Origin of the sequence: Methylobacterium sp. Leaf99, from assembly GCF_001422375.1 — a bacterium.
Lineage (GTDB): Bacteria > Pseudomonadota > Alphaproteobacteria > Rhizobiales > Beijerinckiaceae > Methylobacterium.
The window spans coordinates 1,339,645-1,361,302 of the sequence record NZ_LMMU01000001.1 but is presented as its reverse complement, the minus strand read 5'-3'; the positions used below and the strand labels follow the sequence as shown (position 1 = coordinate 1,361,302).

At 71.3% G+C, this 21,658-nt stretch carries 26 protein-coding genes; 12 read left to right on the top strand and 14 right to left on the bottom strand.

What is annotated here, in order from left to right; genetic code table 11:
- Nucleotides 1-25: 25 nt before the first annotated feature.
- Entirely contained in the window at nucleotides 26-298 is a 273-nt protein-coding gene (gene infA / locus ASF28_RS06215; protein WP_055879197.1) for a translation initiation factor IF-1, read from the bottom strand.
- 306 nt (nucleotides 299-604) lie between these two features.
- Nucleotides 605-1,726 carry a branched-chain amino acid ABC transporter substrate-binding protein gene (locus ASF28_RS06210; protein ID WP_056089044.1) on the bottom strand — a complete coding sequence of 374 codons (1,122 nt, stop codon included), beginning with the start codon at nucleotides 1,724-1,726 and terminating at the stop codon, nucleotides 605-607.
- A 184-nt stretch (nucleotides 1,727-1,910) separates the two neighbouring features.
- On the opposite strand from ASF28_RS06210, the gene ASF28_RS06205 reads away from it, so the two are divergent.
- The 4 genes from ASF28_RS06205 to ASF28_RS06190 are packed head-to-tail and all read left to right on the top strand — an operon-like array spanning nucleotide 1,911 to nucleotide 4,539.
- A complete protein-coding gene (locus ASF28_RS06205; RefSeq protein ID WP_056089041.1) occupies nucleotides 1,911-2,234 on the top strand; it encodes an XdhC family protein in 324 nt (107 codons plus the stop codon).
- A 10-nt stretch (nucleotides 2,235-2,244) separates the two neighbouring features.
- Nucleotides 2,245-2,946: an XdhC family protein gene (locus ASF28_RS06200; protein ID WP_056089038.1), complete on the top strand. Its 702-nt coding sequence runs from the start codon at nucleotides 2,245-2,247 to the stop codon at nucleotides 2,944-2,946.
- Nucleotides 2,943-3,968: a molybdopterin-binding protein gene (locus tag ASF28_RS06195; protein WP_056089036.1), complete on the top strand. Its 1,026-nt coding sequence runs from the start codon at nucleotides 2,943-2,945 to the stop codon at nucleotides 3,966-3,968. Before ASF28_RS06200 ends, ASF28_RS06195 begins: the two co-directional genes overlap by 4 nt.
- Nucleotides 3,958-4,539: a nucleotidyltransferase family protein gene (locus ASF28_RS06190; RefSeq protein WP_443189711.1), complete on the top strand. Its 582-nt coding sequence runs from the start codon at nucleotides 3,958-3,960 to the stop codon at nucleotides 4,537-4,539. Before ASF28_RS06195 ends, ASF28_RS06190 begins: the two co-directional genes overlap by 11 nt.
- A gap of 4 nt (nucleotides 4,540-4,543) precedes the next feature.
- On the opposite strand, the gene ASF28_RS21525 is transcribed toward ASF28_RS06190, so the two are convergent.
- Nucleotides 4,544-4,711 carry a DUF2256 domain-containing protein gene (locus tag ASF28_RS21525; protein WP_187272959.1) on the bottom strand — a complete coding sequence of 56 codons (168 nt, stop codon included), beginning with the start codon at nucleotides 4,709-4,711 and terminating at the stop codon, nucleotides 4,544-4,546.
- 85 nt (nucleotides 4,712-4,796) lie between these two features.
- Between ASF28_RS21525 and ASF28_RS06185 the strand changes: the two genes are divergently transcribed.
- Together ASF28_RS06185 and ASF28_RS06180 are read left to right on the top strand one after the other, a co-directional pair.
- Nucleotides 4,797-5,063: a type II toxin-antitoxin system ParD family antitoxin gene (locus tag ASF28_RS06185; RefSeq protein WP_056091312.1), complete on the top strand. Its 267-nt coding sequence runs from the start codon at nucleotides 4,797-4,799 to the stop codon at nucleotides 5,061-5,063.
- Nucleotides 5,056-5,346 carry a type II toxin-antitoxin system RelE/ParE family toxin gene (locus ASF28_RS06180; protein ID WP_056089029.1) on the top strand — a complete coding sequence of 97 codons (291 nt, stop codon included), beginning with the start codon at nucleotides 5,056-5,058 and terminating at the stop codon, nucleotides 5,344-5,346. Before ASF28_RS06185 ends, ASF28_RS06180 begins: the two co-directional genes overlap by 8 nt.
- 9 nt (nucleotides 5,347-5,355) lie before the next feature.
- Here the strand turns inward: ASF28_RS06180 and ASF28_RS06175 are convergent, their stop codons facing one another.
- Entirely contained in the window at nucleotides 5,356-6,222 is an 867-nt protein-coding gene (locus tag ASF28_RS06175) for a methionyl-tRNA formyltransferase (protein WP_056089027.1), read from the bottom strand.
- Nucleotides 6,223-6,338: 116 nt separating this feature from the next.
- Between ASF28_RS06175 and ASF28_RS06170 the strand changes: the two genes are divergently transcribed.
- Nucleotides 6,339-7,073 carry an SDR family NAD(P)-dependent oxidoreductase gene (locus tag ASF28_RS06170; protein WP_056089023.1) on the top strand — a complete coding sequence of 245 codons (735 nt, stop codon included), beginning with the start codon at nucleotides 6,339-6,341 and terminating at the stop codon, nucleotides 7,071-7,073.
- 9 nt (nucleotides 7,074-7,082) lie between these two features.
- On the opposite strand, the gene bcsS is transcribed toward ASF28_RS06170, so the two are convergent.
- On the bottom strand, nucleotides 7,083-7,760 hold the full coding sequence (gene bcsS, locus ASF28_RS06165; RefSeq protein WP_244474906.1) for a cellulose biosynthesis protein BcsS: 678 nt from the start codon (nucleotides 7,758-7,760) through the stop codon (nucleotides 7,083-7,085).
- A 361-nt stretch (nucleotides 7,761-8,121) separates the two neighbouring features.
- Here bcsS and ASF28_RS06160 point away from each other — a divergent pair, with 361 nt between their 5' ends.
- Nucleotides 8,122-8,724, top strand: coding sequence for an exopolysaccharide biosynthesis protein (locus tag ASF28_RS06160; RefSeq protein ID WP_056089021.1), 603 nt, complete (start codon nucleotides 8,122-8,124; stop codon nucleotides 8,722-8,724).
- Nucleotides 8,725-8,748: 24 nt separating this feature from the next.
- Here ASF28_RS06160 and ASF28_RS06155 read toward each other — a convergent pair whose 3' ends face one another.
- The 3 genes from ASF28_RS06155 to ASF28_RS23550 are packed head-to-tail and all read right to left on the bottom strand — an operon-like array spanning nucleotide 8,749 to nucleotide 10,618.
- Complete coding sequence (locus tag ASF28_RS06155; protein ID WP_082476126.1) at nucleotides 8,749-9,573, bottom strand: metal ABC transporter permease; 825 nt, start codon at nucleotides 9,571-9,573, stop codon at nucleotides 8,749-8,751.
- A gap of 50 nt (nucleotides 9,574-9,623) precedes the next feature.
- Nucleotides 9,624-10,499, bottom strand: a complete 876-nt coding sequence (locus ASF28_RS06150; protein ID WP_056089017.1) for a metal ABC transporter ATP-binding protein — start codon at nucleotides 10,497-10,499, stop codon at nucleotides 9,624-9,626.
- Entirely contained in the window at nucleotides 10,496-10,618 is a 123-nt protein-coding gene (locus ASF28_RS23550; RefSeq protein ID WP_274533110.1) for a hypothetical protein, read from the bottom strand. Before ASF28_RS23550 ends, ASF28_RS06150 begins: the two co-directional genes overlap by 4 nt.
- 174 nt (nucleotides 10,619-10,792) lie before the next feature.
- Between ASF28_RS23550 and ASF28_RS06145 the strand changes: the two genes are divergently transcribed.
- Nucleotides 10,793-11,293, top strand: coding sequence for a Fur family transcriptional regulator (locus tag ASF28_RS06145; protein WP_056089015.1), 501 nt, complete (start codon nucleotides 10,793-10,795; stop codon nucleotides 11,291-11,293).
- A gap of 14 nt (nucleotides 11,294-11,307) precedes the next feature.
- On the opposite strand, the gene ASF28_RS06140 is transcribed toward ASF28_RS06145, so the two are convergent.
- The gene (locus ASF28_RS06140) at nucleotides 11,308-12,813 is read right to left on the bottom strand and encodes an exopolysaccharide biosynthesis polyprenyl glycosylphosphotransferase (protein WP_056091304.1); all 1,506 of its coding nucleotides are present in this window, start codon (nucleotides 12,811-12,813) and stop codon (nucleotides 11,308-11,310) included.
- 361 nt (nucleotides 12,814-13,174) lie between these two features.
- Here ASF28_RS06140 and ASF28_RS06135 point away from each other — a divergent pair, with 361 nt between their 5' ends.
- Nucleotides 13,175-14,437: an MFS transporter gene (locus ASF28_RS06135; RefSeq protein WP_082476023.1), complete on the top strand. Its 1,263-nt coding sequence runs from the start codon at nucleotides 13,175-13,177 to the stop codon at nucleotides 14,435-14,437.
- Nucleotides 14,438-14,518: 81 nt separating this feature from the next.
- Here ASF28_RS06135 and ASF28_RS06130 read toward each other — a convergent pair whose 3' ends face one another.
- Complete coding sequence (locus ASF28_RS06130) at nucleotides 14,519-14,854, bottom strand: antibiotic biosynthesis monooxygenase family protein (RefSeq protein WP_056089012.1); 336 nt, start codon at nucleotides 14,852-14,854, stop codon at nucleotides 14,519-14,521.
- A 436-nt stretch (nucleotides 14,855-15,290) separates the two neighbouring features.
- On the opposite strand from ASF28_RS06130, the gene ASF28_RS06125 reads away from it, so the two are divergent.
- Entirely contained in the window at nucleotides 15,291-15,701 is a 411-nt protein-coding gene (locus tag ASF28_RS06125) for a helix-turn-helix domain-containing protein (protein ID WP_056089010.1), read from the top strand.
- An 11-nt stretch (nucleotides 15,702-15,712) separates the two neighbouring features.
- Here ASF28_RS06125 and ASF28_RS06120 read toward each other — a convergent pair whose 3' ends face one another.
- The 4 genes from ASF28_RS06120 to ASF28_RS06105 form a co-directional block, all read right to left on the bottom strand.
- Nucleotides 15,713-17,023 (bottom strand): cobyrinate a,c-diamide synthase, encoded by a 1,311-nt coding sequence (locus ASF28_RS06120; protein ID WP_056089007.1) that lies wholly within the window; start codon nucleotides 17,021-17,023, stop codon nucleotides 15,713-15,715.
- On the bottom strand, nucleotides 17,020-17,817 hold the full coding sequence (gene cobM / locus ASF28_RS06115) for a precorrin-4 C(11)-methyltransferase (RefSeq protein WP_056089004.1): 798 nt from the start codon (nucleotides 17,815-17,817) through the stop codon (nucleotides 17,020-17,022). Before cobM ends, ASF28_RS06120 begins: the two co-directional genes overlap by 4 nt.
- Nucleotides 17,814-18,323, bottom strand: a complete 510-nt coding sequence (locus ASF28_RS23200) for a cobalamin biosynthesis protein (protein ID WP_338011685.1) — start codon at nucleotides 18,321-18,323, stop codon at nucleotides 17,814-17,816. Before ASF28_RS23200 ends, cobM begins: the two co-directional genes overlap by 4 nt.
- 1,096 nt (nucleotides 18,324-19,419) lie before the next feature.
- Nucleotides 19,420-20,646, bottom strand: a complete 1,227-nt coding sequence (locus tag ASF28_RS06105) for a bifunctional cobalt-precorrin-7 (C(5))-methyltransferase/cobalt-precorrin-6B (C(15))-methyltransferase (RefSeq protein ID WP_056089001.1) — start codon at nucleotides 20,644-20,646, stop codon at nucleotides 19,420-19,422.
- Nucleotides 20,647-20,660: 14 nt separating this feature from the next.
- Between ASF28_RS06105 and ASF28_RS06100 the strand changes: the two genes are divergently transcribed.
- Nucleotides 20,661-21,389: a cobalt-precorrin-6A reductase gene (locus ASF28_RS06100; RefSeq protein WP_056088997.1), complete on the top strand. Its 729-nt coding sequence runs from the start codon at nucleotides 20,661-20,663 to the stop codon at nucleotides 21,387-21,389.
- Nucleotides 21,390-21,658: the final 269 nt, after the last annotated feature.

The window sequence follows — 21,658 nt, the reverse complement described above, 5'->3', positions numbered from 1 at the left end:
TGAACGGCGCGTCGCGCCGAAGCCTTCAGCGGCGGCGGAACTGACCACGGATCGGCGGACGCGGACCGGCGGAGCGTTCGTCCTTGTGGCGGAACACGAGGCGGCCCTTCTCGAGGTCGTAGGGCGACATCTCGACGGTGACGCGGTCGCCGGCCAGAGTCTTGATGCGGTTCTTCTTCATCTTGCCGGCCGTGTAGGCCACGATCTCGTGCCCCTGGTCGAGCTGCACGCGGTAGCGTGCGTCCGGCAGGATCTCGATCACGAGACCGTCGAACTGCATCAACTCTTCTTTCGCCATCCACACTCTCCAAGCGGGACAGCCTGAACGGGGCGACCCGGAACATAAAACGAAGCCGTTCGGCAAAACGCGGCGGGCGGCGGGTCCGATCCCATCGGATGCGCAACACCGGCGAGCGTTGCCCCGACATAATGTTCGGATCGGCGCGAAGCAAGCTTTTCCCGCCCACCGTCGATTTTCATCGACAGGCTCTCGGCCGCCGCCTCCCCGGAACCCAGGTCCCGGTCGGGGCTCGCTTCGGGGTAAAGAGCACTTCCTTCGGGGAGAAGCGTACTTCGGGGGCTCGTTTCGGCGGCCCCCCAAATCTCATGGATCGACGGTGTTGCCCGCGTAATCGATGCGGCCGTCCGGGGTCCGGCGCCAGACCTGAAGGGCGTAGGCGGGCCGGCGTGGGTCCGGCGTGAGGTCGCCGCGCGCATCGTAGGCGAGGGCGCCGAGCACGGTCTTCACCGGCGTGCCGCCGTGGAGGAAGGCCGCCACCGCCCGGCCCTCGCTCGATTGCGCGCCCAGGATGCCGGCGCGCAGCACCTCTACGGCGGCGTAGCTCTGGGCCGCGAAGGCCTCGGTTTCCGGGGAGCGCGGCTTGGCCGGCGCCAGCTTCGCCTCGGGCAGGCGGGGGGCGGGGGCCAGGGTCATCACCGTGCCGTCGGCGGCGGACACCTGCGAGAACTCCTTGTCGAGCAGGCCGTCGCTGCCGACGAGGGGGGCGTCGAGCCCCGCCTCGCGCAGGGCCCGCAGGAGCAGGCCCGCCTCCGCCGCGAGGCCACCGAAATACACCACCTCCACCCGCGCGCGCTTCAGGCGGGCGGCGAGGCCGGACAAGTCCCTGTCGCCCCGAGCCAGGGCCTCGAAGGCGGCCTCCGTCTGGCCCGCAGCCTTGAGGACGCGGGCGACGCCATCGACGAGGCCGCGGCCGAAGGTGGTCTTGTCGTGGACGAGGCCGATGCGGCGGTTGGCGAAACGCTCGGTGAGATACGTGCCGGCCAGGGCGCTCTGTCCGGCTTCGTTGGCGCAGGTGCGAAACACGGTCCCGAACCCGCGCGCCGTCAGGGGTGCCCAGGTCACCCCCGGCGTCACCGCGACGATGCCGGCCTCCGCATAGGCCGGCATCGCCGCCCCGGCCACGGCCGCGTTGAGGGGGCCGACCACGAGGCCGACCCGCTCGGCGGCGAAGCGGCGCGCCACCGCCAGCCCCTGCTTCGGATCGCCGGCATCGTCGGCCACCACCAGGGCGAGGCGCTGTCCGTTGACGCCGCCCGCCCGGTTGATGTCGGCTACGGCCTGCTCGGCCGCCCCGCGCATGCCGAGGCCGAAGGCGGCGTCCGGCCCGGTCAGGGGCGCCGACAGGCCGATCCTGATGGGGGAAGGCACCGGTTGAGCCTGGGCGGCGGCGGGCATGAGGGCGAGGATCGCCGCGAATCGTCTCATCGGGCCTACCCTCGCACTGAACTTCGGAAACCAACGTCAGGATAGGCTGGCGCTCTCCGTGCGGAAAGTCACGTCCTGGCATAAGGGGCGCGCCGGTCGCATTGTTGCCTGTCCGGGGGAGCCTACCTGCCGTTCTTCGTGTTGCGAGGAGACGGGGCGCTCGTTCCCGTTCCGGAGTCACCCCATGCTCTCCACCGAGACCGACATCCTCAGCACGGCCGAGGCGTGGCGCCGCGCCGGGCGCGGCGTGGCGCTGGCCACGGTGATCGAGACCTGGGGCTCGGCCCCCCGGCCCGTCGGCAGCCACCTCGTGGTCGATGCCGACGGCAATTTCCTCGGTTCGGTCTCGGGCGGCTGCGTCGAGGGCGCGGTGATCACGGAGGGGATGGAGGCCATCGCCGACGGACGGGCCCGCGTCGTCGCGTTCGGCGTCGCCGACGAGACCGCCTGGCGGGTCGGCCTCTCCTGCGGCGGGCGCATCCGCGTCTATGTCGAGCCCGTGACCTGAGGCCGCCGCCATGCAACTCGATGCCCTGACCGCCCTCAATGCCGAGCGCGCCGCCCGGCGCGCCGCCATCCTGGTGACGGACCTCGATGGCGGCACCCAGCGCGTGGTGCGCGAGGCCGAGATCGCCGCCGACCCCCTCGCGGATCTCCTCGGTCAGCGCCTCGCCTCAGGCAAGAGCAGTCTCGCCGAGGTCGAGGGCCGCCCGCTCTTCCTCACGGTGCAGGCGCCGCCCGTGCGCCTCGTGATCGTCGGGGCCGTGCATATCAGCCAGGCCCTCTGCCCCATGGCGACGGCCCTGGACCTCGACGTCGCGGTCATCGACCCGCGCACGGCCTTCGCCACGCCGGAGCGCTTTCCCGGCATCGACCTCGTTACCCTGTGGCCCGACGAGGCCTTCGGAGGCGCGGTGCCGGCCCTGGACCGCTACTGCGCCGTGGCCGCCTTGACCCACGATCCGAAGATCGACGACCCGGCCCTGATGGCGGCCCTGCGGGCGGACTGCTTCTATGTCGGGGCCCTCGGCTCGAGGAAGACCCACGCCGCCCGCGTCGCCCGGCTCGGAGCGGTCGGATTTACTGAGGACGCCATCGGCCGGATCGCCGCGCCCATCGGCCTGGATATCGGCGCCGTGAGTCCGGCCGAGATCGCCGTGTCGATCCTCGGCCAGATCGTCGAGGCCCAGCGCGCGCCCCGTTCCGCGGCGGCGCGATGAGATTCGGCTCCGTCCCGACCCGGGAGGCCGGGGGGCTCATCGCCGCCCATACGGTCCGTGCCCACGACGTGACCCTGCGCAAGGGCCGGCCGATCCCGGCCGAGGACGCGGCCCGCCTCGACGCGGCGGGTCTCGCCGAACTCGTGGCGGTGAGCTTCGAACCGGGCGACGTCGGCGAAGACGCGGCGGCGGAGCGCCTCGCCATCCGCCTCGCCGGGTCGGGCCTGCGCCGCGAGCCGCCCTTCACGGGCCGCTGCAACCTGTTCGCCCGGGAGGCCGGGCTCCTGCTCATCGACCGGGCCGGCATCGACGCCGTGAACGCCGTCGACGAGGCCATCACCGTGGCGACCCTGCCGGCCTATCGCCCGGTGGTGGCCGGTGAGATGGTCGCCACCGTCAAGATCATTCCCTACGCCGTCGCCGGCGCCGCCCTGGAGCGTGCCTGCCGCGCCGCGCCGGACGCCGCCCTGCGGGTCGCGCCCTATGTCCGGGCCCGCGTCGGCGTGGTCTCGACCCGGCTGCCCGGCCTCAAGGAAGCGACCATCGACAAGACCCTGGCGACGCTCGCCCGGCGCCTCGCGCCCACGGGGGCGGCGATCGTCGCCGACACACGGGTGCCGCACGGGGCCGGGGCCGTCGGTGGGGCGATCCGAGCGCTCGCGGCGGAGGGCGCCGACCTCGTCGTGGTGTTCGGCGCCTCCGCCATCACCGACCGGCGCGACGTGATCCCGGCCGGCATCGAGGCCGCCGGCGGCCGGGTCGATCACCTCGGCATGCCCGTCGATCCCGGCAACCTCCTCCTCGTCGGGTCGTTCGGCGACGTGCCGGTGATCGGTGCCCCCGGCTGCGCCCGCTCCCCGAAGGAAAACGGGTTCGACTGGGTGCTGCACCGGCTGCTCGCGGGTCTCGCCGTCACCCGCGCCGACATCGTCGGCCTCGGCGTCGGCGGTCTCCTCATGGAGATCGTCTCGCGGCCCCAGCCCCGCTCCGGCGGTACCCCGGCGGATGACGATGACGGTTGATTACGGCCTCGTGCTGCTGGCCGCCGGACGCGGCACCCGCTTCGGAGCGACCCCGAAGCTCCTGAGTGTCCTCGACGGCGAACCCCTGGTGCGCCACGCCGCTCGGGCCGCACTCGCCTCCGGACTCGGCCCGGTGGTGGCGGTGATCGGTGCCCATGGGCCAGCCATCCGCGCGGCCCTCGATGGGCTCGACCTCACCTGCATCGACAACTCGGCCTATGAAGAGGGCCTGTCCACGTCCCTCCAGGCGGGCCTTGCCGCCCTGCCGCAGGCGGACGCGATCCTCGTTCTGCTCGCCGACATGCCACGCATCACGGCCCACCACCTCACCGCCCTGACGGAAGCTTTTCGCGGGGGCGATCCGGCCGCCGTGGTGCCCGTCCATGCCGGCCAGCGCGGCAATCCGGTGCTGCTCAACCGGCGACGCCTCGCGGCCGATCTCGCGACCCTGACCGGCGATCAGGGGGCGGGTCGGCTGCTCGCACGGCGCACCGACATCCGCGAAGTCGCCATGGATGCCGCCGTACTCCAGGATGTCGACACCCCCGAAGCCCTCGCGGGTCTCGTCTGACCCGTCAGGATTCCGCTTGCGGCCGGGTGCGCTTGGCCTCGGTCCGGCAACGGTCGGAGCAGTAGCGCACCTCGTCCCACACCCGCTCCCACTTCTTGCGCCACGCGAACGGCTTGCCGCAGGTCGCGCAGATCTTGGTGGGCAAATCGGCCTTCTTGCGCATCCGCGCCATGGGGAGAGCCTGCGTTCGAAAAATGGCGGTTTAAGCGTCTTTGTGATATATGCTTATTCGGATGTGCGACGAGATCGGGGGATGCATGGCGACGATGACGGTTTCCCTGCCGGGGCCGATGAAGGACTGGGTCGAGGCTCAGATCGAGACCGGCGCCTATGCCAGCTCAAGCGATTACGTCCGGGATTTGATCCGCCGTGACCGTGAGCGACGGAGCCAGGACATGGCCCTGGAAGAGGTGCGTCAGGTCGTGCTGGACGCCAGGGCGAGCGGGATAAGTCCGCTCAACGTGGAAGAAATCTTCGAGCAGGCCCGCGAGATTGCCCGCAGCCGCGGGACGTTGCGTGGCTAGGTATAGGCTGACGCGCCGGGCAGAGAGCGATTTGCTCGATGTCTTTCTGTTCGGGCTTGAACGGTTCGGCGAAACGCAGTCCGAACGCTATCGCGTTGAACTCGAACGTTGTTTCCGGCTGCTCGCCGAGACCCTCGGTCTTGGCCGGTCGGCCCGAATCATCGCGCCGGACGTCCGGCGCCATGAGCACGAGAGACATATCATCCTCTGCGAAGAGGATGCCGATGGCATTCTCGTTCTGGCCCTGGTTCACGCTCGCAGCGTACGCCGCCTCAAGCTCTGATCGCTCCGTCTACCGCCCGAGATGGCCGGCTTCCGTCATCGCCACCGGGCTCCACCGGTTGAGCTGGATGTAGCCGTCGCGGGCCGCGATGACGATGTGCCGGCGGTAGCGGTGGACCACCGTGCCGGGCGTGTGGCGGTGGGGTTCGGACCAGCCCTCCGCCGCCGCCACGTAGACGCGGTTGTCGCCGAGCCGCGCGATGGTCTCGATGGTCCCGAAGGCGCGCACCCGCCGCAGGATCGCCGCCACGTCGCTTCGGAAGTCGAGGGTGCGGTCGGCGTCGGTGACGCGGGGCCAGTACGAGCCCTCGCCCTGGGGTTCGGCCCCGCGCCAGCGGGCCGGCAGGTCGCGGGCGATGGGGCCGGCGGCAAGGCGACGTGCCGCGATCTGGCACTTGGAGAGCAGGCTCTCGTGGGTCTCGTCCCCCGACAGGACGAAGCGCTCCTGCGCGAGGATGTCGCCCGTATCGAACCCCTCCTCGCCGAGCACGTGGGCGGTGACGCCCCATTCCGTGTGGGCATCGGCCACCGCCTTGAACAGCGGGTAGGGGCCGCGCCCCATGGGCAGGGGCGAGGGATGAAAATTGACACCGTAGGCCGCCGATCCGCGCCAGTCCCGGATCAGCCAGGGATAGCCCGCCACCACCAGGGCCCAGTCGCGGCCGTGCGACTGGGCCAGGGCCTCCATGTCGGACGCCTTGATCCGCGAGAGTTGCATCGGCAACCGGTGCCGGCGTGCCTGGGCCACCACGACCTCGTTGTGATCGTAGATCCCGTCACAGGGGCGGGTGAACAGCTTGATCGGGGTCCAACCCGCCTCGACGAGGCTCTCGAACACGCCCCCGAGGAAATCGATGCCGGCAAAGGCGAACTTCATGGGCCTGTCTCGCTCGGGGGGCTGCGACTCCACGGATGGGGCGATCCGGGTGGAGGGCGCTCCACGTCGCCCCCGCGCGCCTTACCTAATCCTTCGCGAACGGAATGGGAGCAGGCATGAAGCGGGTCATCCTCTACGGCGGCACGGGCGGCATCGGCCGGGCGACGGCGGACGCCTTGCGCCGGCGCGGCTATTCCCTGCATCTCGCGGCCCGTGATGCCGGGCGCCTCGAGGCGGCGGCGGCGGAGCTCGGCGACACCACCTTCACCGCCGGTGACGTCACCGACCCGGCCTTCTTCGCTCAGGCGACGGAGGAAGCCGGTCCTGAACTCGCGGGCCTCGTCTACGCGGTCGGCACCATCAACCTTCGGCCGCTCGCCAAGCTGACCGCCGACGATGCCGAGACCGACTTTCGTATCAACGCCCTGGGTGCATTCCTCGCCATCCAGGCCGCCGCCCCCGCGCTCAAGGCCGGCGCCGGGGAGACCGGGGCGGGCGTGGTCCTGTTCTCGACGGTGGCGGTGGCGCAAGGGTTCCCGGCGCACGCCTCCGTCGCCATGGCCAAGGGGGCGGTCGAGGGCCTCGCCCTGTCGCTCGCCGCCGAACTGAGCCCGCAGATCCGCGTCAACGTGGTGGCGCCGTCGCTCACCCGCACGCCGCTGTCGGCTGCGATCACGGGCAGCGCCACCCTCGCCTCGGGGATCGCCGCGATGCACGCGATGCAGCGCCTCGGAACGCCCGAGGACATCGCCGGCCTGACGAGCTTCCTCGTGTCGGAGGAGGCGGCCTGGATCACCGGCCAGGTCATCGGCGTCGATGGCGGGCGCTCGGCCTTGCGGACCAAGGGCTGAGCCGCGACTTCACCAGGGCGTCCACACGGTAAGGGCGACGTAGGGGCTTGCGGGCCCCTGCGGTTCGAACTGGAGGCCGGCCGAGGTGCGCAGGCTGAAGCGCCCGATGGCGAAATCCGTCGCGTGGACGCCGAAGTTCCATTTCCGGTAGCCGGTGCGGTCGGCGTAGAGGGCGAATTCGGGGCCGAGATAGGGATTCCAGCCCGGCCACGGCTCCAGTCGCCAGCCCCACGAAAGCCGGCCCCAGGCGGCGGTCCGGGACGAATCGAGGATCGCGGTGGCCGTGAGGAGCGTCGTCTCGGCCGGGCGTGCCCAGACTTCGCCGTGCAGCCGCACCCCGAGGCGGACGGGTTCGAAGCGGGTCGCGCCGCCCATGGTCAGGGCCTCGACGGAGCCCTCGATCCCGCCATAGGCGGCGATCACGCCCCAGTCGCGAAACCACTGGTAGCCGACCACCGCCGCACCGGTGGCGGTCTCGCGCCGGCCCGCCCCCTCCCGCCGCGTGCCGGCACCGAGGCTCGCCAGGGCGACGAAGCCCTCGCGGTCGATCCGGTCGAGGGCGAGCTTCGCGCCGGTGCCGACGAAGGTCGAGGGACCGGCTTCGAGGCTGCCGAACAGCAGGAGGGAAGCCGGATTGTTCTGGGTTGGCTTGTCCTGGGCCTGTACGGAGCCGAATCCGAAGAGCACGCGGATCAGCCCGGCGCCCACCGCCCATGCTGCCCGTCGGCGCCCTCGGCCCTTGGTTCGTCCCGGCCCGGTCACATGCGGAGACCTCCACAACGTGTGGGGGAAGTATAGATAAAATCGAGAATTGTACGAGTCTCGATTTGAGGAGCGCAGGATTATTGGGTTGTTATGGACAGGGGCTACCGAAGGGTGTCGGTTCTTACTTGAGGTGTTTCCAAGTTTATCTTCCCAGTCTATGATTGGGTCGGCGCCCATGCGCGCTGGCGCACGCGGGACGAACCGTCCCCGATCGGTCCGCTTGGCGCCGGTGCCCGACTAGGCTACAGCCCGCGACAGGACCGTCGCCAATGGCCGAGCTTTCTTGTCTCCAGGTGCCCGAACTTCCGAAGTGCTGACCGTCCTCTCCGAGCAGGAGAGCGAGCGGCTGACCGTCGGCGATATCGTCGCGGTGCTGAAGGATCGTGCCTTCGCCCTGCTGATCGTCATCCTCGGTCTGCCCAACTGCCTGCCGATGCCTCCGCCGATCCCCCTGGTCTGCGGGCTGCTGCTGCTTCTCGTGGCGGTGCAGATCACGGCCGGCATGTCCTCTCCGTGGCTGCCCCGCGCGCTCCTGCGGCGCTCCGTGGCCCGCAAGGATGTCGAGCGGGCCGCGAACCGGGCCGTCCCCCTGCTGCGGCGCCTCGAACATTGGTCGCGTCCGCGCATGAGCCTGTTCGAGACGGGCATAGGCCTGCGCGGCGTCGGCCTGATCCTGCTCACCCTCTCCCTGGCGCTCATCGTCGCGGCCCCCATCGTCGGGCAGATTCCCCTGGGGCTCGCCATCTGCCTCGTGGGTCTCGGCCTCGTCGAGCGCGACGGCGTCGTCGTTCTGGCCGGTCTCGCCGTCGGGGCCCTGGGCGTGCTGCTCAACGCGGGCTTCGTCTACGCCCTGGTGTCCGGCATCATGAGCCTGTTCAACCTGTAGGTCGTGGAAGGGCGCCTCCCGGCGCTATCCTTCGAGGTGGCGCGCCCGGACGAAGCGGCGGATCAGCCCGCCGCGTGGGCCGATGACGAGCGAGATCACGTAGAACGCGCCGGCGGCCAGCACGATGGCCGGGCCCGTGGGCAGGTCCGCCCGGTACGACACGGTCAGCCCCGCCACGCTCGCGCCCATGGCGAACACCACCGAGACCGGGATCATGCCGCCGAGGTCGGCCGCCCAGAACCGCGCGGTGATGGCCGGGAGCAGCATCAGGCCCACCGCCAGGAGGGTGCCCAGCGCCTGGAAGCCGCCCACGAGATTGAGCACCACGAGCCCGAGGAAGGCGTAGTGGACCGGCCCGCCCGCCCGGCTCACCGTGCGCAGAAACAGCGGGTCGACGCATTCCATCACCAGGGGGCGGTAGAGGGCCGCGAGCCCGAACAGGGTGATGGTCGCGATGCCCCCCAGCAGCAGCAGGGCCGGATCGTCCAGGGCCAGAACGGTGCCGAACAGGATGTGCAGGAGATCGATCTGCGATCCGCGCAGGGAAATGAGCACCACGCCGGCGGCGAGCGAGATGAGGTAGAACGCGGCGAGACTCGCATCCTCCTTGATGAGGGTTGAGCGGGTGACGGCCCCGGCCAGGAGCGCCACGGCGAGGCCGGCCGCGAGACCGCCGAGGGTCATGGCCGGCAGGGACAAGCCCGCCACGAGAAAGCCGATGGCCGCCCCCGGCAGGACGGCGTGGCTCATGGCGTCGCTCATCAGGCTCATGCGCCGCAGCATCAGGAACACGCCCACGGGCGGAGCCGACAGGGACAGGGCGAGGCAGCCGACGAGGGCGCGCCGCATGAAGCCGAATTCGAGGAATGGGCCGAAGAGCCAGTCGATCAGGGTATCGATCACGGAGCGTCCCGGTGGCCGTGGTCCTGGGCATGCCCGTGCGTGAGATCGTGGGCAGGCCCGTGAGAATGCGCATGCGCGTGCGAGGGGGCGTGCGAGGGGGCGTGTCCGTCGCCCGCCCGGCCGCAGATCGCCGCGTCCTCGTCCCAGGCCTCCGACAGGGTCTGGGCGCGGGCGAGGTTGTGCGGAGTCAGGACTCGATCCGTCGGACCCCAGGCCACCGGCTCGCGGGCGAGCAGCAGGGTCTGGGGGAAATGGCCTCGGACCTGGGCGAGGTCGTGCAGGGCGGCGACGATGGTGCGGCCCTGGCCGTGCCACGCGCCGATGAGGCGCAGGAGGTCGGCGCTGGTGCGTCCGTCGACGCCGGTGAACGGTTCGTCGAGGAGGATGACGCGGGCATCCTGGACGATGAGGCGGGCGAACAGGGCGCGCTGGAACTGCCCGCCCGACAGGGTGCCGATGGGCCGGTCCTCGAAGCCGACGAGGCCGACGGCGGCGAGGGCCTCGGTCAGCCGGTCGCGATAGGGCGCCGCCCGGCGCCACGGACCGATGTGGCGCCACAGGCCCATGGCCACGAGGTCGAGGACCCGCAGGGGGAAGCCCCGGTCGATCTCGGCCGATTGCGGCAGGTACGCGATGGCGCCGGCGAGGCCCGGGCGGTCGATCCGGCCGTCGAGGCACGGCACCTCGCCGACGATGCCCTTGAGGAGGGTCGACTTGCCGGCGCCGTTGGGACCGACGAGGGCCAGCAGCGCACCGGCCTGGATCGTACCGTCGAGGTGGTGAACGGCCGGGTGGCGATCGTAGCCCAGGGTCAGGCCGTGGAGCGCGATGGCGCCCGTCGCGGGCACACTGCCCGCCGTGGGCGCGCTCATGCGAGGGCCCACAGAATGGCGCCCCAGAGCAGGGTGGCCAGACCGGCGGCCACGACGAAGCGGAGGGGCGCGCCCGCCTGGAACAGCGAGCGGCGGGGCGGGGGACTGGGACGGGTCACGGGACGGGTCAATCGGACCGAACGGGCGCATCGGCTTACGTTGCGCGCTGATACACTGTAACATCGTCGAAATTCAACGGGCCGGCTCACCGGCCCGGAGCACGATGCGCGAAGGGGAAACCGGTTTTCCCCCGAGATCATCGTGCTGCCATGTCTCACGGGGACCGGGAGCCCATGCACGACCACGCGGGCACGCACGCCGAGGCGGGATGTCATGGCCATCACGGGCCGGAGGAGGCCCTGGCACGGGCCGAGGCCGTGTGCCGGGCGCGCGACCTCCAGTTCACTCGCCTGCGCCGGGACGTCCTCGAAGTGGTGGCGTCGCAGGCGCGGCCCCTGGGCGCCTACGACATTGCCGAGCGCCTGAGCGGGCCGGGCAAGCGGGTGGCGGCGGTCTCGGTCTACCGCGCCCTCGATTTCCTCACGGAGAACGGCCTCGTCCACCGCATCGCCAGCCGCAACGCGTTCGTCTCCTGCGGCCATGCCCATACGGACGGCGCCGGCCTCGTCTTCCTGATCTGCCGCAATTGCGGTTCCATCGACGAGACCACTTCGCCCGAGATAGAGGATCAGCTCGGACGCACCCTGGCCAAGGCGGGCTTCAAGCCGTCGAGCCGCATCCTCGAAGTCGAGGGCGAGTGCGGCGCCTGCCTCGGCAAGCCCGTCGAGTCGTAGACCGCTCCGTCACCTCAGAACGCGTTGTTGTAGGCGCGGGGCGAGACCACCGTCTGGACCATGATCCTGAGGTCGAGCCAGATCGACCAATTGTCGATGTAGTGGAGGTCGTGGGCGACGCGGCGCTCCATGTCGAGGTCGGTCAGGGTCTCGCCGCGCAGGCCATTCACCTGCGCCCAGCCGGTGATGCCCGGCATCACGTTGTGGCGGCGGGCGTAGTGGGCGATGCGCCGCTCGAAGCTGCGATCGTGGGCCAGGGCATGGGGGCGCGGGCCGACGAGGGCCATCTCGCCGCGCAGGACGTTGATGAGTTGGGGCAGCTCGTCGATGTTGGAGCGGCGCAGCACGGCACCGATGCGGGTGATGCGGGTGTCGTTGCGCGAGGCCTGACGGAAGACCGCATCGCCCTCCGTCTTCATGCTGCGGAACTTGTAGACGCCGAACGGCTGCTGGTTGAAGCCGTAGCGCCGCTGGCGGAAGAACACCGGCCCGGGGCTGTCGAGCTTGATCAGCACCGCGACGGCGGCGAAGAGCGGGGCCAGCATCACGAGGGCGGTGGCCGCCAGGGTGAGGTCGACCGCCCGCTTGAGCAGGATCTCGCCGGCCTGGAGCGGTCGGCGGCCGATGCTGAGGCCCGACAGGCGGCCGACGCGGCCGACCTTGAGGTCGGGGAAGCGGTCCATCACCGCGCCGGGACGCAGGTGCAGGGCGGCGGGCACGCGCAGGAACGCGTCGATGCAGCGCTCGATGTCGTCGGCCTCGGACCACGGCACCAGGATGAAGACATCGTCCGGGCGCAGGAACCGCACCACCGAAACGGCGAGATCGAGGTCCTCGGCCAACTGGGTGTGCCGGGCGAGGCCGTCGGAACCGCCCTCGATCCGGCGCAGGTAGCTCGTGCCGATGACGCGAAGTCCCAGGGCTTCGGCATCGTTGTGGGCGTAGAACCGCGCGATGTCCTCTTCGAACCCGACGAGATGGACGCGGTTGATGGAGGCCGAGCCCGGCGTGATCGCCCGGCGCACCAGCCCGATCATGCCGGCGCGCACGGCGATCATCATCGGCAGACCGGCGAGGAAGAAGCCCAGGGATACGATGCGCGAGAAGTCGTTGGTGGTCTTTGTGGCGAAGCCGAGGATCAGCACCACCGCCCAGGCCGAGATCCACAGGGTCGCCGTACGCCGCAGGTGCGGACCGTGGGAAAGCGAGGTCTCGATACTGTATTCCTCCCGCGCCAGATTGGTGAGCAGCACCATCACCGCCACGAGGCCGGCGATCTGCAGTCCACCGCTCACGCCGCTCGGCGGGAATTCGCCGAGCACGCCGAAGGAATAGATCACGTCCACCGCGTAGGCCGTGCCCAGGATGGTCAGCAGATCGGCGGCGGCCACGGCCGTGGAGATTCCCAGGCGGAAGGCGGCGCGCCGGCGTCGCGGCAGGAGCGCGGCCCAGACGTCGCGGCGGGCCGCGGCGTTGATGGGCACCCCCGGGTGCATCTTGTGGATCGGTTCCTGAAACATCTGGAGCGCCATGTCCCGTCGTGGGGCGGAAAGTGTCTCAAATCGAGCCGGTTCGCGGCTCGATCCCGGTTTCATGAGATCGGGGCGCAATCCTCGGACCTTACACACCAGCACCAGGACGGATCATGCCGGGTTAACCATCGGATCGGCCAGTCGCCATCATCCCTCGACTTATCCACGGACAAGTCTCGGCCGCCTCCGGGAACGTCCTGGTCTTCGAATTCCGCCGGGCCTATCCGCGCGAAAACCTCGTTCCGGCGATCCTGCCCGAGCCCCCTCGCCGATACGCCGCCTTCGGCCATGTTCGCGACACCGATGGCGCGCAGGCGACCCGGGAACGAAGACCCGTCGGGACGCGTCCATGTCAGGAACCATCGAAGCGGCGGCCCGCGAGGGCCAGCGTGCGCAGCCGGAGCGGGAGACCGGTCCGGCGACATCCGGTCCCGTGACGCCGGCGGCCGGGCCGGCTTTCGCGGTGCTCGGGGCGCTCAGCCTGTCGCATCTCCTCAACGACCTCGTGCAGTCCCTGCTTCCGGCGATCTACCCCCTGCTCAAGGCGCAGTTCCGTCTGGATTTCGGCCAGATCGGGCTCATCACCTTCGTGTTCCAGGTCACGGCCTCGGTGCTCCAGCCCATGGTCGGGCTCTACACGGACCGCAGGCCGCTGCCGTTCTCCCTGGCCCTCGGCATGGGCTCGTCGCTCATGGGCCTCCTCCTGCTGTCGGTGGCGTGGGAATACGGGCTGCTGCTCCTGGCGGCGGGGCTCGTCGGCCTCGGCTCGGCCGTGTTCCATCCGGAGGCGACCCGCGTCGCCCGCCTCGCCTCGGGCGGCCGATACGGGCTCGCCCAATCGGTGTTTCAGGTCGGCGGCAATGCCGGCACGGCGCTCGGGCCGCTGCTCGCCGCCTTCGTGGTGGTGCCGCACGGGCAGGGGAGCGTCGCCTGGTTCTCCCTCGTGGCCCTCGCCGGGATCGGCGTGCTCACCGGGGTCGGCCGCTGGTATGCCGGCCGGCTCCGTGCGCCCCTGCGTCCCGCCATCCGCACCGGCACCCGGATCGCCGCCGGCCCGTCACGCCGGCGGGTCGGCCTCACCATCGCGATCCTGCTGACGCTGATCTTCTCGAAATACTTCTATCTCGCGAGTTTCTCGTCCTACTACACCTTCTACCTGATCCAGCGCTTCGGCGTTTCGGTGGCGCAATCGCAGATCTACCTGTTCGTGTTCCTCGGCGCGGTGGCGGCGGGCACCATCCTGGGCGGTCCCATCGGCGACCGTTTCGGACGCAAACCCGTGATCTGGGGCTCGATCGTCGGCGTGCTGCCCTTCACCCTCGCCCTGCCGCACGCCGATCTGGTCTGGACGGTGGTGCTCACCGTGCCCATCGGCCTGATCCTGGCCTCGGCGATGCCGGCGATCCTCGTCTACGCGCAGGAGCTCCTGCCCGGCCGGATCGGCCTCGTCGGCGGCCTGTTCTTCGGCTTCGCCTTCGGGATGGGGGGCCTCGGCGCGGCGATCCTCGGCGAGGTGGCCGATCACGCCGGCATCGTCACGGTCTACGCCCTGTGCGCCTACCTCCCGCTCATCGGCCTCGCGGCGGCGTTCCTGCCGCGCCTGACGCGATGACCGCGGCACGCGCGGCGTGAGCTCGGTCCGGCGTGAAGGTGGGGACCGGGCCGGCCCGATCCCGGCCCGGACGCGCGTGTGTCAGGCCGCGGCGTCCGCACCGGCGCCGCCCAGGGTCTGGATCGTCTCGAATCCTTCGAACTGCGGATGGCCGAGGTAGAGCGGCTTCGTCGTCGGAACCCGGCCATGCGCCTTGCGGAACTGCTCCGAACGGGTCCACGCCTCGAAATCGGCCTTCGACGCCCAGATCGTATGCGAGGCGTAGAGAATGTGGTCCTCGTGCTCGGGCCCGCGCAGCAGGTGAAACTCGACGAAGCCCGGCATCTCGCCCAGCTGGCTGTCCCGTCCGAGCCAGACCTGCTCGAAATCCACAGCCGAGTCCTTGACGACCTTGAAGCGGTTCATGGCGATATACATGGTGGATGTCCGGGGTTCTCGATGCGGTTCGGGTCGCCGAGCATCCTAGCCCAGGCGGGACGACAACCGGAAGTACCACCCTGAAGTCCCCCCATGGCGTCCATCCTCCTGTCGCGTCGTCTCCGGGGCCGGTCCGCAGGCGTCGTCGTCCCAACGGGGCGCTTGCCTTTCGGGCCGGCTTTGTGGTCAAGCTGCAGGCAGCGTGGAATTCTGACCGAAATCGAGCAATACGAATGTCAGTGCTGAGGCAGACGATGCGCTGAGTTTCCGATGCAAACCTACTCGGGCGGCCCTGCTGAGCGTATCGAGGCAACCGTCGAGGCAGCCGAACTCAAGGGTGGTTCGTACGAGATCGTGTGAAATCACCTTTTTCGAACCGTTTCCGCCGATGGTCCGGGCGCTAACGTCACGTCAACTTCAAGGACTGAATCGAGAGATGATGCCTAAGCAGACCACCGATGTTGATCGCCTCGTCGGATTGCGGATCACTGCCCTCCGCAAGGCGCGCGGCTTGAGTCAGACCGCGCTCGGCACCGCCGTCGGTGTGACCTTCCAGCAGGTTCAGAAATACGAGAAGGGCCAGAACCGCGTCGGCGCGGGGCGCCTGCGCGAGATCGCCCGCCTCCTTGAAGTGCCGGTCTCGGCGTTCTTCGAGGATGACGATGCCGGCGGCACGCAGTCCGACGTCTTCGGTTTCCTCAGCGCCCAGGGCGCCATCGAACTCCTGCGCGCCTACGCGCTGATCGAGGACGACCAGCTGCGCCGCGATGCCCTCGCCATCGTCCGGACCATCGCCAAGATGGGCAAGCCGGCCCCGGTGCCCGAAGCCAAGGAGGCCAAGGAGTAGGGCGGCCGCGCTCATCCGATCAGGTGGAAGAAGCTTCCCGTCACCCGCCCGAGGCGGTGGCCGGCGAGGCCCAGGGCCACACCCTCCGCATCGGTGACGCGGGCCAGCGCCGCCGCTTCCTCGGGGGCGGGCGTGCGCTCGCTCGCATAGTGGAACTCGTGGCCGACGAGGCGCGTGCCCGCGCCGCCGAGGGGGCCGTCGGCCAGGAGGGTCGCGACCCGGTAGCCAAGATGCAGCTTGCGCGTCCGGTACGAGGTCGCCACCGGGAGCAGCCCCGCCATGGCGTGGGTGATCCCGTCGGCATCCTCCAGGCTCTCCCCCAGCACCATGTAGCCGCCGCACTCGCCGTGGACGGGTTTTTCCCGCGCGAAGGCGCGCAGGCCGGCAAGGAACGTCGCGGCCTGCGCCAGCCGTCCGGCATGGAGTTCGGGATAGCCGCCGGGCAGCCAGGCCGCGTCGCAATCGGCCGGCGGGGCCTCGTCGGCGAGCGGCGAGAACGGGACGAGTTCGGCCCCCAGGGCGCGCCAGCCCGCCGCCATATGCGGATAGAGGAACGAGAACGCCGCGTCCGAGGCCACCGCGATGCGCTGGCCGGGCGGGTGCGGCAGGGCGCCGGCGCGCCGCGGCGGCGTGGCGCCGGAGGCGGCGGCGAGGATCGCGTCGAGCTCGAGGCCGGCCTCCGCCAGATCCGCCAGGCGGTCGAGGCGGGCGTCGAGATCGCTGGTCTCGCGGGCCTGGACGAGGCCGAGATGGCGCTCGGGCAGGGTGAGGCCGGCATCCCGCATGAGGGCGCCGAGGACCGGCAGGCCGACTTTGGCCAGCCCCGCTTCCACGAGGCGGCGGTGGCGCGGGCTCGCAACCTTGTTAAGCACCACCCCCGCGATGCGGATGCGCGGATCGTAGAGCGAGCAGCCGAGCGCTACGGCGGCGGCTGATTGCGCGGCCCCCGACACGTCGAGGACGAGGAGGACGGGCCAACCGTAGCGCGCGGCGATGTCGGCGTTGGCGCCGGTGCGGCCGGCCCCCGCCACGATCCCGTCGAACAGCCCCATGGAGCCCTCCGCCACCACGAGGTCGGCGTCCGTGCCGGCGAGTCCCGCCACGGCGTCGAGCATGGGTTCGGGCATGGCGAAGCTGTCGAGGTTGAAGCTCGGGTACCCCGTGGCGGCCGCGTGGAAGGCCGGGTCGATGTAGTCCGGCCCGCATTTGGCGCCGCGCACGGCGATCCCGCGCCGACTCAGCGCCCGCATGAGCGCGAGGGTGACGGTGGTCTTGCCGGAACTCGACCGGGGGGCGGCGACGAGGAGGCCGGGCACGGTCATGCGCGCTCCCCCGCCACGGGGCCGGCCGCCCGCGTCCCGGCCTGCGGCCGGAAGCGGCGGTCGTAGTCGGTGGAGTAGAGCGCGCTGTCGCGGAACTCCGCCGGGTCGAGGGCGGGACCGACGAGGATGAGGGCCGTGCGCTCGAGCTTTGCGTGCGCCACCAGCCCCGCGATGGTCGCGAGGGTGCCGGTGAGCACGCGCTCGTCGGGCCAGGTGGCGCGGAACACCACGGCGGTGGGGCAGTCCGGCCCGTAGAACGGCGTCAGCTCGGTCACCACCGCATCGACGACGTGGATCGAGAGATGCAGCGCCAGGGTCGCACCCGTGGCGGCGAAGGCGGCGAGGGTCTCGCGCTCCGGCATGGCGCTGGCCCGGCCCGAGGTCCGGGTCAGGATGACGGATTGCGCCAGCCCCGGCACGGTGAGTTCGCGCCCGAGCACGGCGGCGGCGGCGGCGAAGGACGGCACGCCCGGCGTCACCGTGTAGGGGATTCCGGCCTGGGTCAGGCGCCGGGTCTGCTCGGCGAGGGCGCTCCAGATGGACAGGTCGCCCGAATGCAGGCGGGCGACGTCGAGGCCGGCCGCGTGGGCGGCGGCGCACTCGGCCACGATGGCGTCGAGGTCCAGGGGCGCGGTGTCGACGATGCGTGCCCCCGGCGGACACCAGCCGAGGATCTCGGGCGCCACCAGGGAGCCAGCATGGAGGCAGACGGGGCAGCGCGCGATGAGATCGCGCCCGCGCACGGTGATGAGGTCGGCGGCACCCGGGCCGGCGCCGATGAAATGGACGGTCATGGCGCCTGAGTGACGGATTCTAGGCGCAGCGCAAGGGCGCATGTCGCCCCGGCGCTGGCGATGCGGGGGAGGATCAGGTCGGCGCCCACGCCCGCGCCCGCCAGGGCGGCGGCTTCCGCCACGGAGCCGACGCCCCGCGTCGCCGCGATGCGGGCCGAGCGGGTGACGATCCGGTCGTCCACGGCGATCATCGCCTCGGCCGAGATCCCTAGCAGGGGCACGCCCAGGGTGGCGGCCACGGCGCGGATCGCGGGTTCGTCCGCCCGGTCGGCGGGGGTGGCGAGGCATCCGAGGGGGACGCCTCGGGTGGCGAGGGCCAGGCGGACGAGGGCCAGGATCTCGTCGGCCGACGTGGCGTGGCGAAACCCGATTCCGGCGACGCAGCCCCGGGGTGTCCGCTCCCTCGCCGGACGCGTCCGCGTGTCGGCGTCGGGCGCGACGGGCTCCGTCTCCTGGAAGGCAGGGCGATCGCAGATGGGTTTTCCCGACGCTCGAACAGGACCCAAGAGGCTTCGAACACCCGCGACGGGCCCCCTCTCCTGTTTGGGAGAGGGTTGGGGTGAGGGTCGTGGACTCTCCGGAGGGTTCACACACCTCACCCTGTCCCTCTCCTTCCAGGAGAGGGGACCCGTGCTGCCCGCGCGTTGGGAGATGCCGTCCCCCGGACGGAGACGGAGACGGGGCCGGTCGCGGTTCATCTGCGATTGCCCTGCCGGAAGGAGAGGGGACCCAAGCATCCCGCCCTTCGGCGATTTGCACCGGCGGTCGACCCCATCGGCCGATAACTGTCTCATGTCCGTGTGCCTCGGGGAGCCGTCCGGCAAGAGGGAGCCTGCCACGGCGGAGGCGTGCGCGCCTAGGCGTCGGTTTCGAGGGCGCGCACGGCTGCGGCCCCGCCGCCGGTGGCGCGGGGGATGGCCGGGAAACGGGAGACGCGGGACGCCGCGAAACCACGTTTTTTTGAGTTTTGCCGGTCTCCCGGCGTCCCCCGGCCCGGCCCGTTTCGGGGCCGGTCCGTTTCGTCACGATGTCTTCACGGCGTCGGCGACTCGGCTAGTGGCGGCCCTCCTCCGCGCGACGCGACGCCCCTCGCGGGAACGCCGGTGCGGCAGCCGACTAATCAGGGCGCTGGGCCCCGAGCCCGCCTCGTAGTGGGCGGACCGTCCGTTCTCTCGGTGCGCCCCAGGGTCCCGGAGCCAGCCTCAGCACGGCCTCCCGGCTCTTCCGCACCAAGAATTCCCAGCCCCGAACGGCCGACNCGCCGGCGCGGCCCGGGGCGATGGCGACCGGGCCATCGACGCGGGGCACCGTCTCCTCCCCCCGAGCCCCCCGACCCGGTCCGCCGGGGGGCCTCCCGTGTGGGAGGCGAGTGACCGGAGACAACCACGGAATAGGAATATTGTCAAGACATTTCGGTGTCTGAGCGCCGGCGTCGCGGCGAAAAATCCTTCTCCCCCCTGCGGGAGAAGGTGGCCCGCGAAGCGGGTCGGATGAGGGGGAGCACTGCCTTATCCTGGAACGTCGCGCTGCCCCTCTCCCGCCTGCTCCGCAGGCACTCTCCCCCGCAGAGGGGGGAGGGTTTGTTAGGCGGCGGTTCGTCCTTCACGGCTTGACCCAGGTCCATTGCGTCACCGGCATCGCGCTGCGCCAGCCGTGGAGGTGGCCGACGGGATCGGCTTTGGCGACGGTGAGGCGCTTGAGGCCGCCGCCGTGGCGGGCGAAGGCGGCGAGCAGGACGGTCTCGCCTTCCAGGGTCACGACGTTCGAGACGAGGCGGCCCCCGGACGGGAGGGTGGCCAAGGCCCGCTCCAGGAGGCCCGCCGCCGTGACGCCGCCGCCGATGAAGACCGCGTCGGGTCGCTCCAGACCGTCGAGGGCATCGGGGGCGGCGCCCTCCACCACGACGAGGCCCGGCACCCCGAGATGCGCGGCGTTGCGTCGGATGCGGGCGGCGCGGGCCGGGTTGGCCTCGACGGCGAATGCCCTGAGGCCGGGACGGCGCAGCATCCACTCGATGGAGATGGAGCCGGCCCCGGCGCCGATGTCCCACAGCACCTGCCCCGCGCGCGGGCGCAGGGCCGCCAGGGTCACGGCGCGGATGTCGGACTTGGTGAGCTGCCCGTCATTCTCGAACCAGGCGTCGTCGAGGCCCGGCGCCAAAGGCACCACCCGCGCGTCGGGCGCGGCCGCCACGGCGACAGCGAGGGTGTTGAGGGGATCGATGGCCTGCAGATCGAACGTGTCGGCGCGGGCGCTGCGGCGGCGTTCCCGTGCGCCGCCCATGGCTTCCAGCACGGTCAGGGTCGACGCGCCGAACCCCCGCTCGGTGAGCAGGGCGGCCACGGCCGCCGGCGTCGCACCGTCCCAGCTCAGGACGAGGAGGCGGGCGCCGGGCTGGAGGTGGGGGATCAGGTTGGGCAGGGCCCGGCCGTGCAGGGTCAGGCAGCCGGTCTCGGCCACCGCCCAGCCGAGCCGCGCGCAGGCGAGGCTGAAGGCGGAGGGCTGGGCGAACACCCGCAGCTCGTCCGCCGGCACGAGGCGGGCGATCTCGGCGCCGATGCCGTAGTGGAACGGATCGCCCGTGGCGAGGATGCAGGTCGGCCGGCCGCGCCGGGCCAGGATGCCCGGATAGGCGTCCGCGATGGGGCTCGGCCAGATCCGCGCCTCGGCGGCGAGGGGGCCGGCGAGGGCGAAGTGCCGGCGCCCGCCATAGACGCATTCGGCCGCGTCGAGGGCGGCGCCGGCCGCCGGACTCAGGCCGGCGCGTCCATCCTCGCCGATGCCGACCAGGGTGAGCCACGGCCGGCTCGACACGGGCTCAGGGCTCATGGACAACGCATCCCATGGTCAAGCGTCTCCTCATCCTCGGCGGCACCGGCGAGGCGAGCGCCCTGGTGCGGGGCCTGCCCCCCGGCGTCGAGCCCACCCTGTCGCTCGCCGGCCGCACCGCCGCGCCGAAGGCCGAGCCCGTGCCGACCCGCATCGGCGGGTTCGGCGGGGTCGACGGGCTCGCCGACTGGATCGAGGGCAACCGCATCACCCACGTCATCGACGCGACCCATCCGTTCGCGGCCCGCATCGCCGCCAACGCCGCCGGCGCCTGCGCCCGCACGGGCACGAAGCTGCTCGCCATCCGCCGCCCGGCCTGGGAGCCGGTGCCGGGGGATCGCTGGCGGGCGGTCGCCGACATGGGAGCCGCCGTCACTGCCCTCGGGGCCGCGCCGTGCCGGGTCTTCCTCACGGTGGGGCGCCAGGAAGTCGGGGTTTTCGCGGCGGCGCCGCAGCACGATTACGTCGTGCGCTCCATCGAGCCCGTGGCTCTGGCCGTCCCGCGCCTCACGGCGATTGTTGCGCGCGGCCCCTTCGCGGAGGCCGACGAGGCGGCCTTCCTGCGCGATCAGGCGATCGCCGTCGTGGTGAGCAAGAATTCCGGCGGGGCGGCCACGTACGGCAAGATCACGGCTGCGCGGGGTTTGGGCTTGCCGGTGGTGATGGTCGCCCGGCCGCCGAAGCCCGACGTGCCGAGCGTGGCCGACGCGGCCGGAGCCCTGGCGTGGCTGGCGGCCCAATAGGCAGCAGATTTGAACGGAAACACGGGTCTCTGACGGTGGAGATGTGAGCGCGTGACCCGCGCGCTGCCCCCTCTCCTGGAAGGCGACCGGATTCACACAACTGCGAACGGGCCGATTCCGTGCAGCGGCAGGCATCCGGATGCGGGCGGGAGGCGCACCGGGGCTCCCTCTCCTGGAAGGAGAGGGCTGGGGTGAGGTGTGTAGACTCTCCGAGAAGGTCCCACACCTCACCCTGTCCCTCTCCTTCCAGGAGAGGGGACCTGCGCTGC

What these genes read in the sequence shown, in the direction of transcription:
- infA (WP_055879197.1), bottom strand. Translation starts at nt 298, where the DNA reads ATGGCGAAAGAAGAGTTGATGCAGTTCGACGGTCTCGTGATCGAGATC.
- ASF28_RS06210 (WP_056089044.1), bottom strand. Translation starts at nt 1,726, where the DNA reads ATGAGACGATTCGCGGCGATCCTCGCCCTCATGCCCGCCGCCGCCCAG.
- ASF28_RS06205 (WP_056089041.1), top strand. Translation starts at nt 1,911, where the DNA reads ATGCTCTCCACCGAGACCGACATCCTCAGCACGGCCGAGGCGTGGCGC.
- ASF28_RS06200 (WP_056089038.1), top strand. Translation starts at nt 2,245, where the DNA reads ATGCAACTCGATGCCCTGACCGCCCTCAATGCCGAGCGCGCCGCCCGG.
- ASF28_RS06195 (WP_056089036.1), top strand. Translation starts at nt 2,943, where the DNA reads ATGAGATTCGGCTCCGTCCCGACCCGGGAGGCCGGGGGGCTCATCGCC.
- ASF28_RS06190 (WP_443189711.1), top strand. Translation starts at nt 3,958, where the DNA reads ATGACGGTTGATTACGGCCTCGTGCTGCTGGCCGCCGGACGCGGCACC.
- ASF28_RS21525 (WP_187272959.1), bottom strand. Translation starts at nt 4,711, where the DNA reads ATGGCGCGGATGCGCAAGAAGGCCGATTTGCCCACCAAGATCTGCGCG.
- ASF28_RS06185 (WP_056091312.1), top strand. Translation starts at nt 4,797, where the DNA reads ATGGCGACGATGACGGTTTCCCTGCCGGGGCCGATGAAGGACTGGGTC.
- ASF28_RS06175 (WP_056089027.1), bottom strand. Translation starts at nt 6,222, where the DNA reads ATGAAGTTCGCCTTTGCCGGCATCGATTTCCTCGGGGGCGTGTTCGAG.
- ASF28_RS06170 (WP_056089023.1), top strand. Translation starts at nt 6,339, where the DNA reads ATGAAGCGGGTCATCCTCTACGGCGGCACGGGCGGCATCGGCCGGGCG.
- ASF28_RS06155 (WP_082476126.1), bottom strand. Translation starts at nt 9,573, where the DNA reads ATGCGGCGCGCCCTCGTCGGCTGCCTCGCCCTGTCCCTGTCGGCTCCG.
- ASF28_RS06150 (WP_056089017.1), bottom strand. Translation starts at nt 10,499, where the DNA reads ATGAGCGCGCCCACGGCGGGCAGTGTGCCCGCGACGGGCGCCATCGCG.
- ASF28_RS06145 (WP_056089015.1), top strand. Translation starts at nt 10,793, where the DNA reads ATGCACGACCACGCGGGCACGCACGCCGAGGCGGGATGTCATGGCCAT.
- ASF28_RS06140 (WP_056091304.1), bottom strand. Translation starts at nt 12,813, where the DNA reads ATGTTTCAGGAACCGATCCACAAGATGCACCCGGGGGTGCCCATCAAC.
- ASF28_RS06135 (WP_082476023.1), top strand. Translation starts at nt 13,175, where the DNA reads ATGTCAGGAACCATCGAAGCGGCGGCCCGCGAGGGCCAGCGTGCGCAG.
- ASF28_RS06130 (WP_056089012.1), bottom strand. Translation starts at nt 14,854, where the DNA reads ATGTATATCGCCATGAACCGCTTCAAGGTCGTCAAGGACTCGGCTGTG.
- ASF28_RS06125 (WP_056089010.1), top strand. Translation starts at nt 15,291, where the DNA reads ATGATGCCTAAGCAGACCACCGATGTTGATCGCCTCGTCGGATTGCGG.
- ASF28_RS06120 (WP_056089007.1), bottom strand. Translation starts at nt 17,023, where the DNA reads ATGACCGTGCCCGGCCTCCTCGTCGCCGCCCCCCGGTCGAGTTCCGGC.
- cobM (WP_056089004.1), bottom strand. Translation starts at nt 17,817, where the DNA reads ATGACCGTCCATTTCATCGGCGCCGGCCCGGGTGCCGCCGACCTCATC.
- ASF28_RS06105 (WP_056089001.1), bottom strand. Translation starts at nt 20,646, where the DNA reads ATGAGCCCTGAGCCCGTGTCGAGCCGGCCGTGGCTCACCCTGGTCGGC.
- ASF28_RS06100 (WP_056088997.1), top strand. Translation starts at nt 20,661, where the DNA reads ATGGTCAAGCGTCTCCTCATCCTCGGCGGCACCGGCGAGGCGAGCGCC.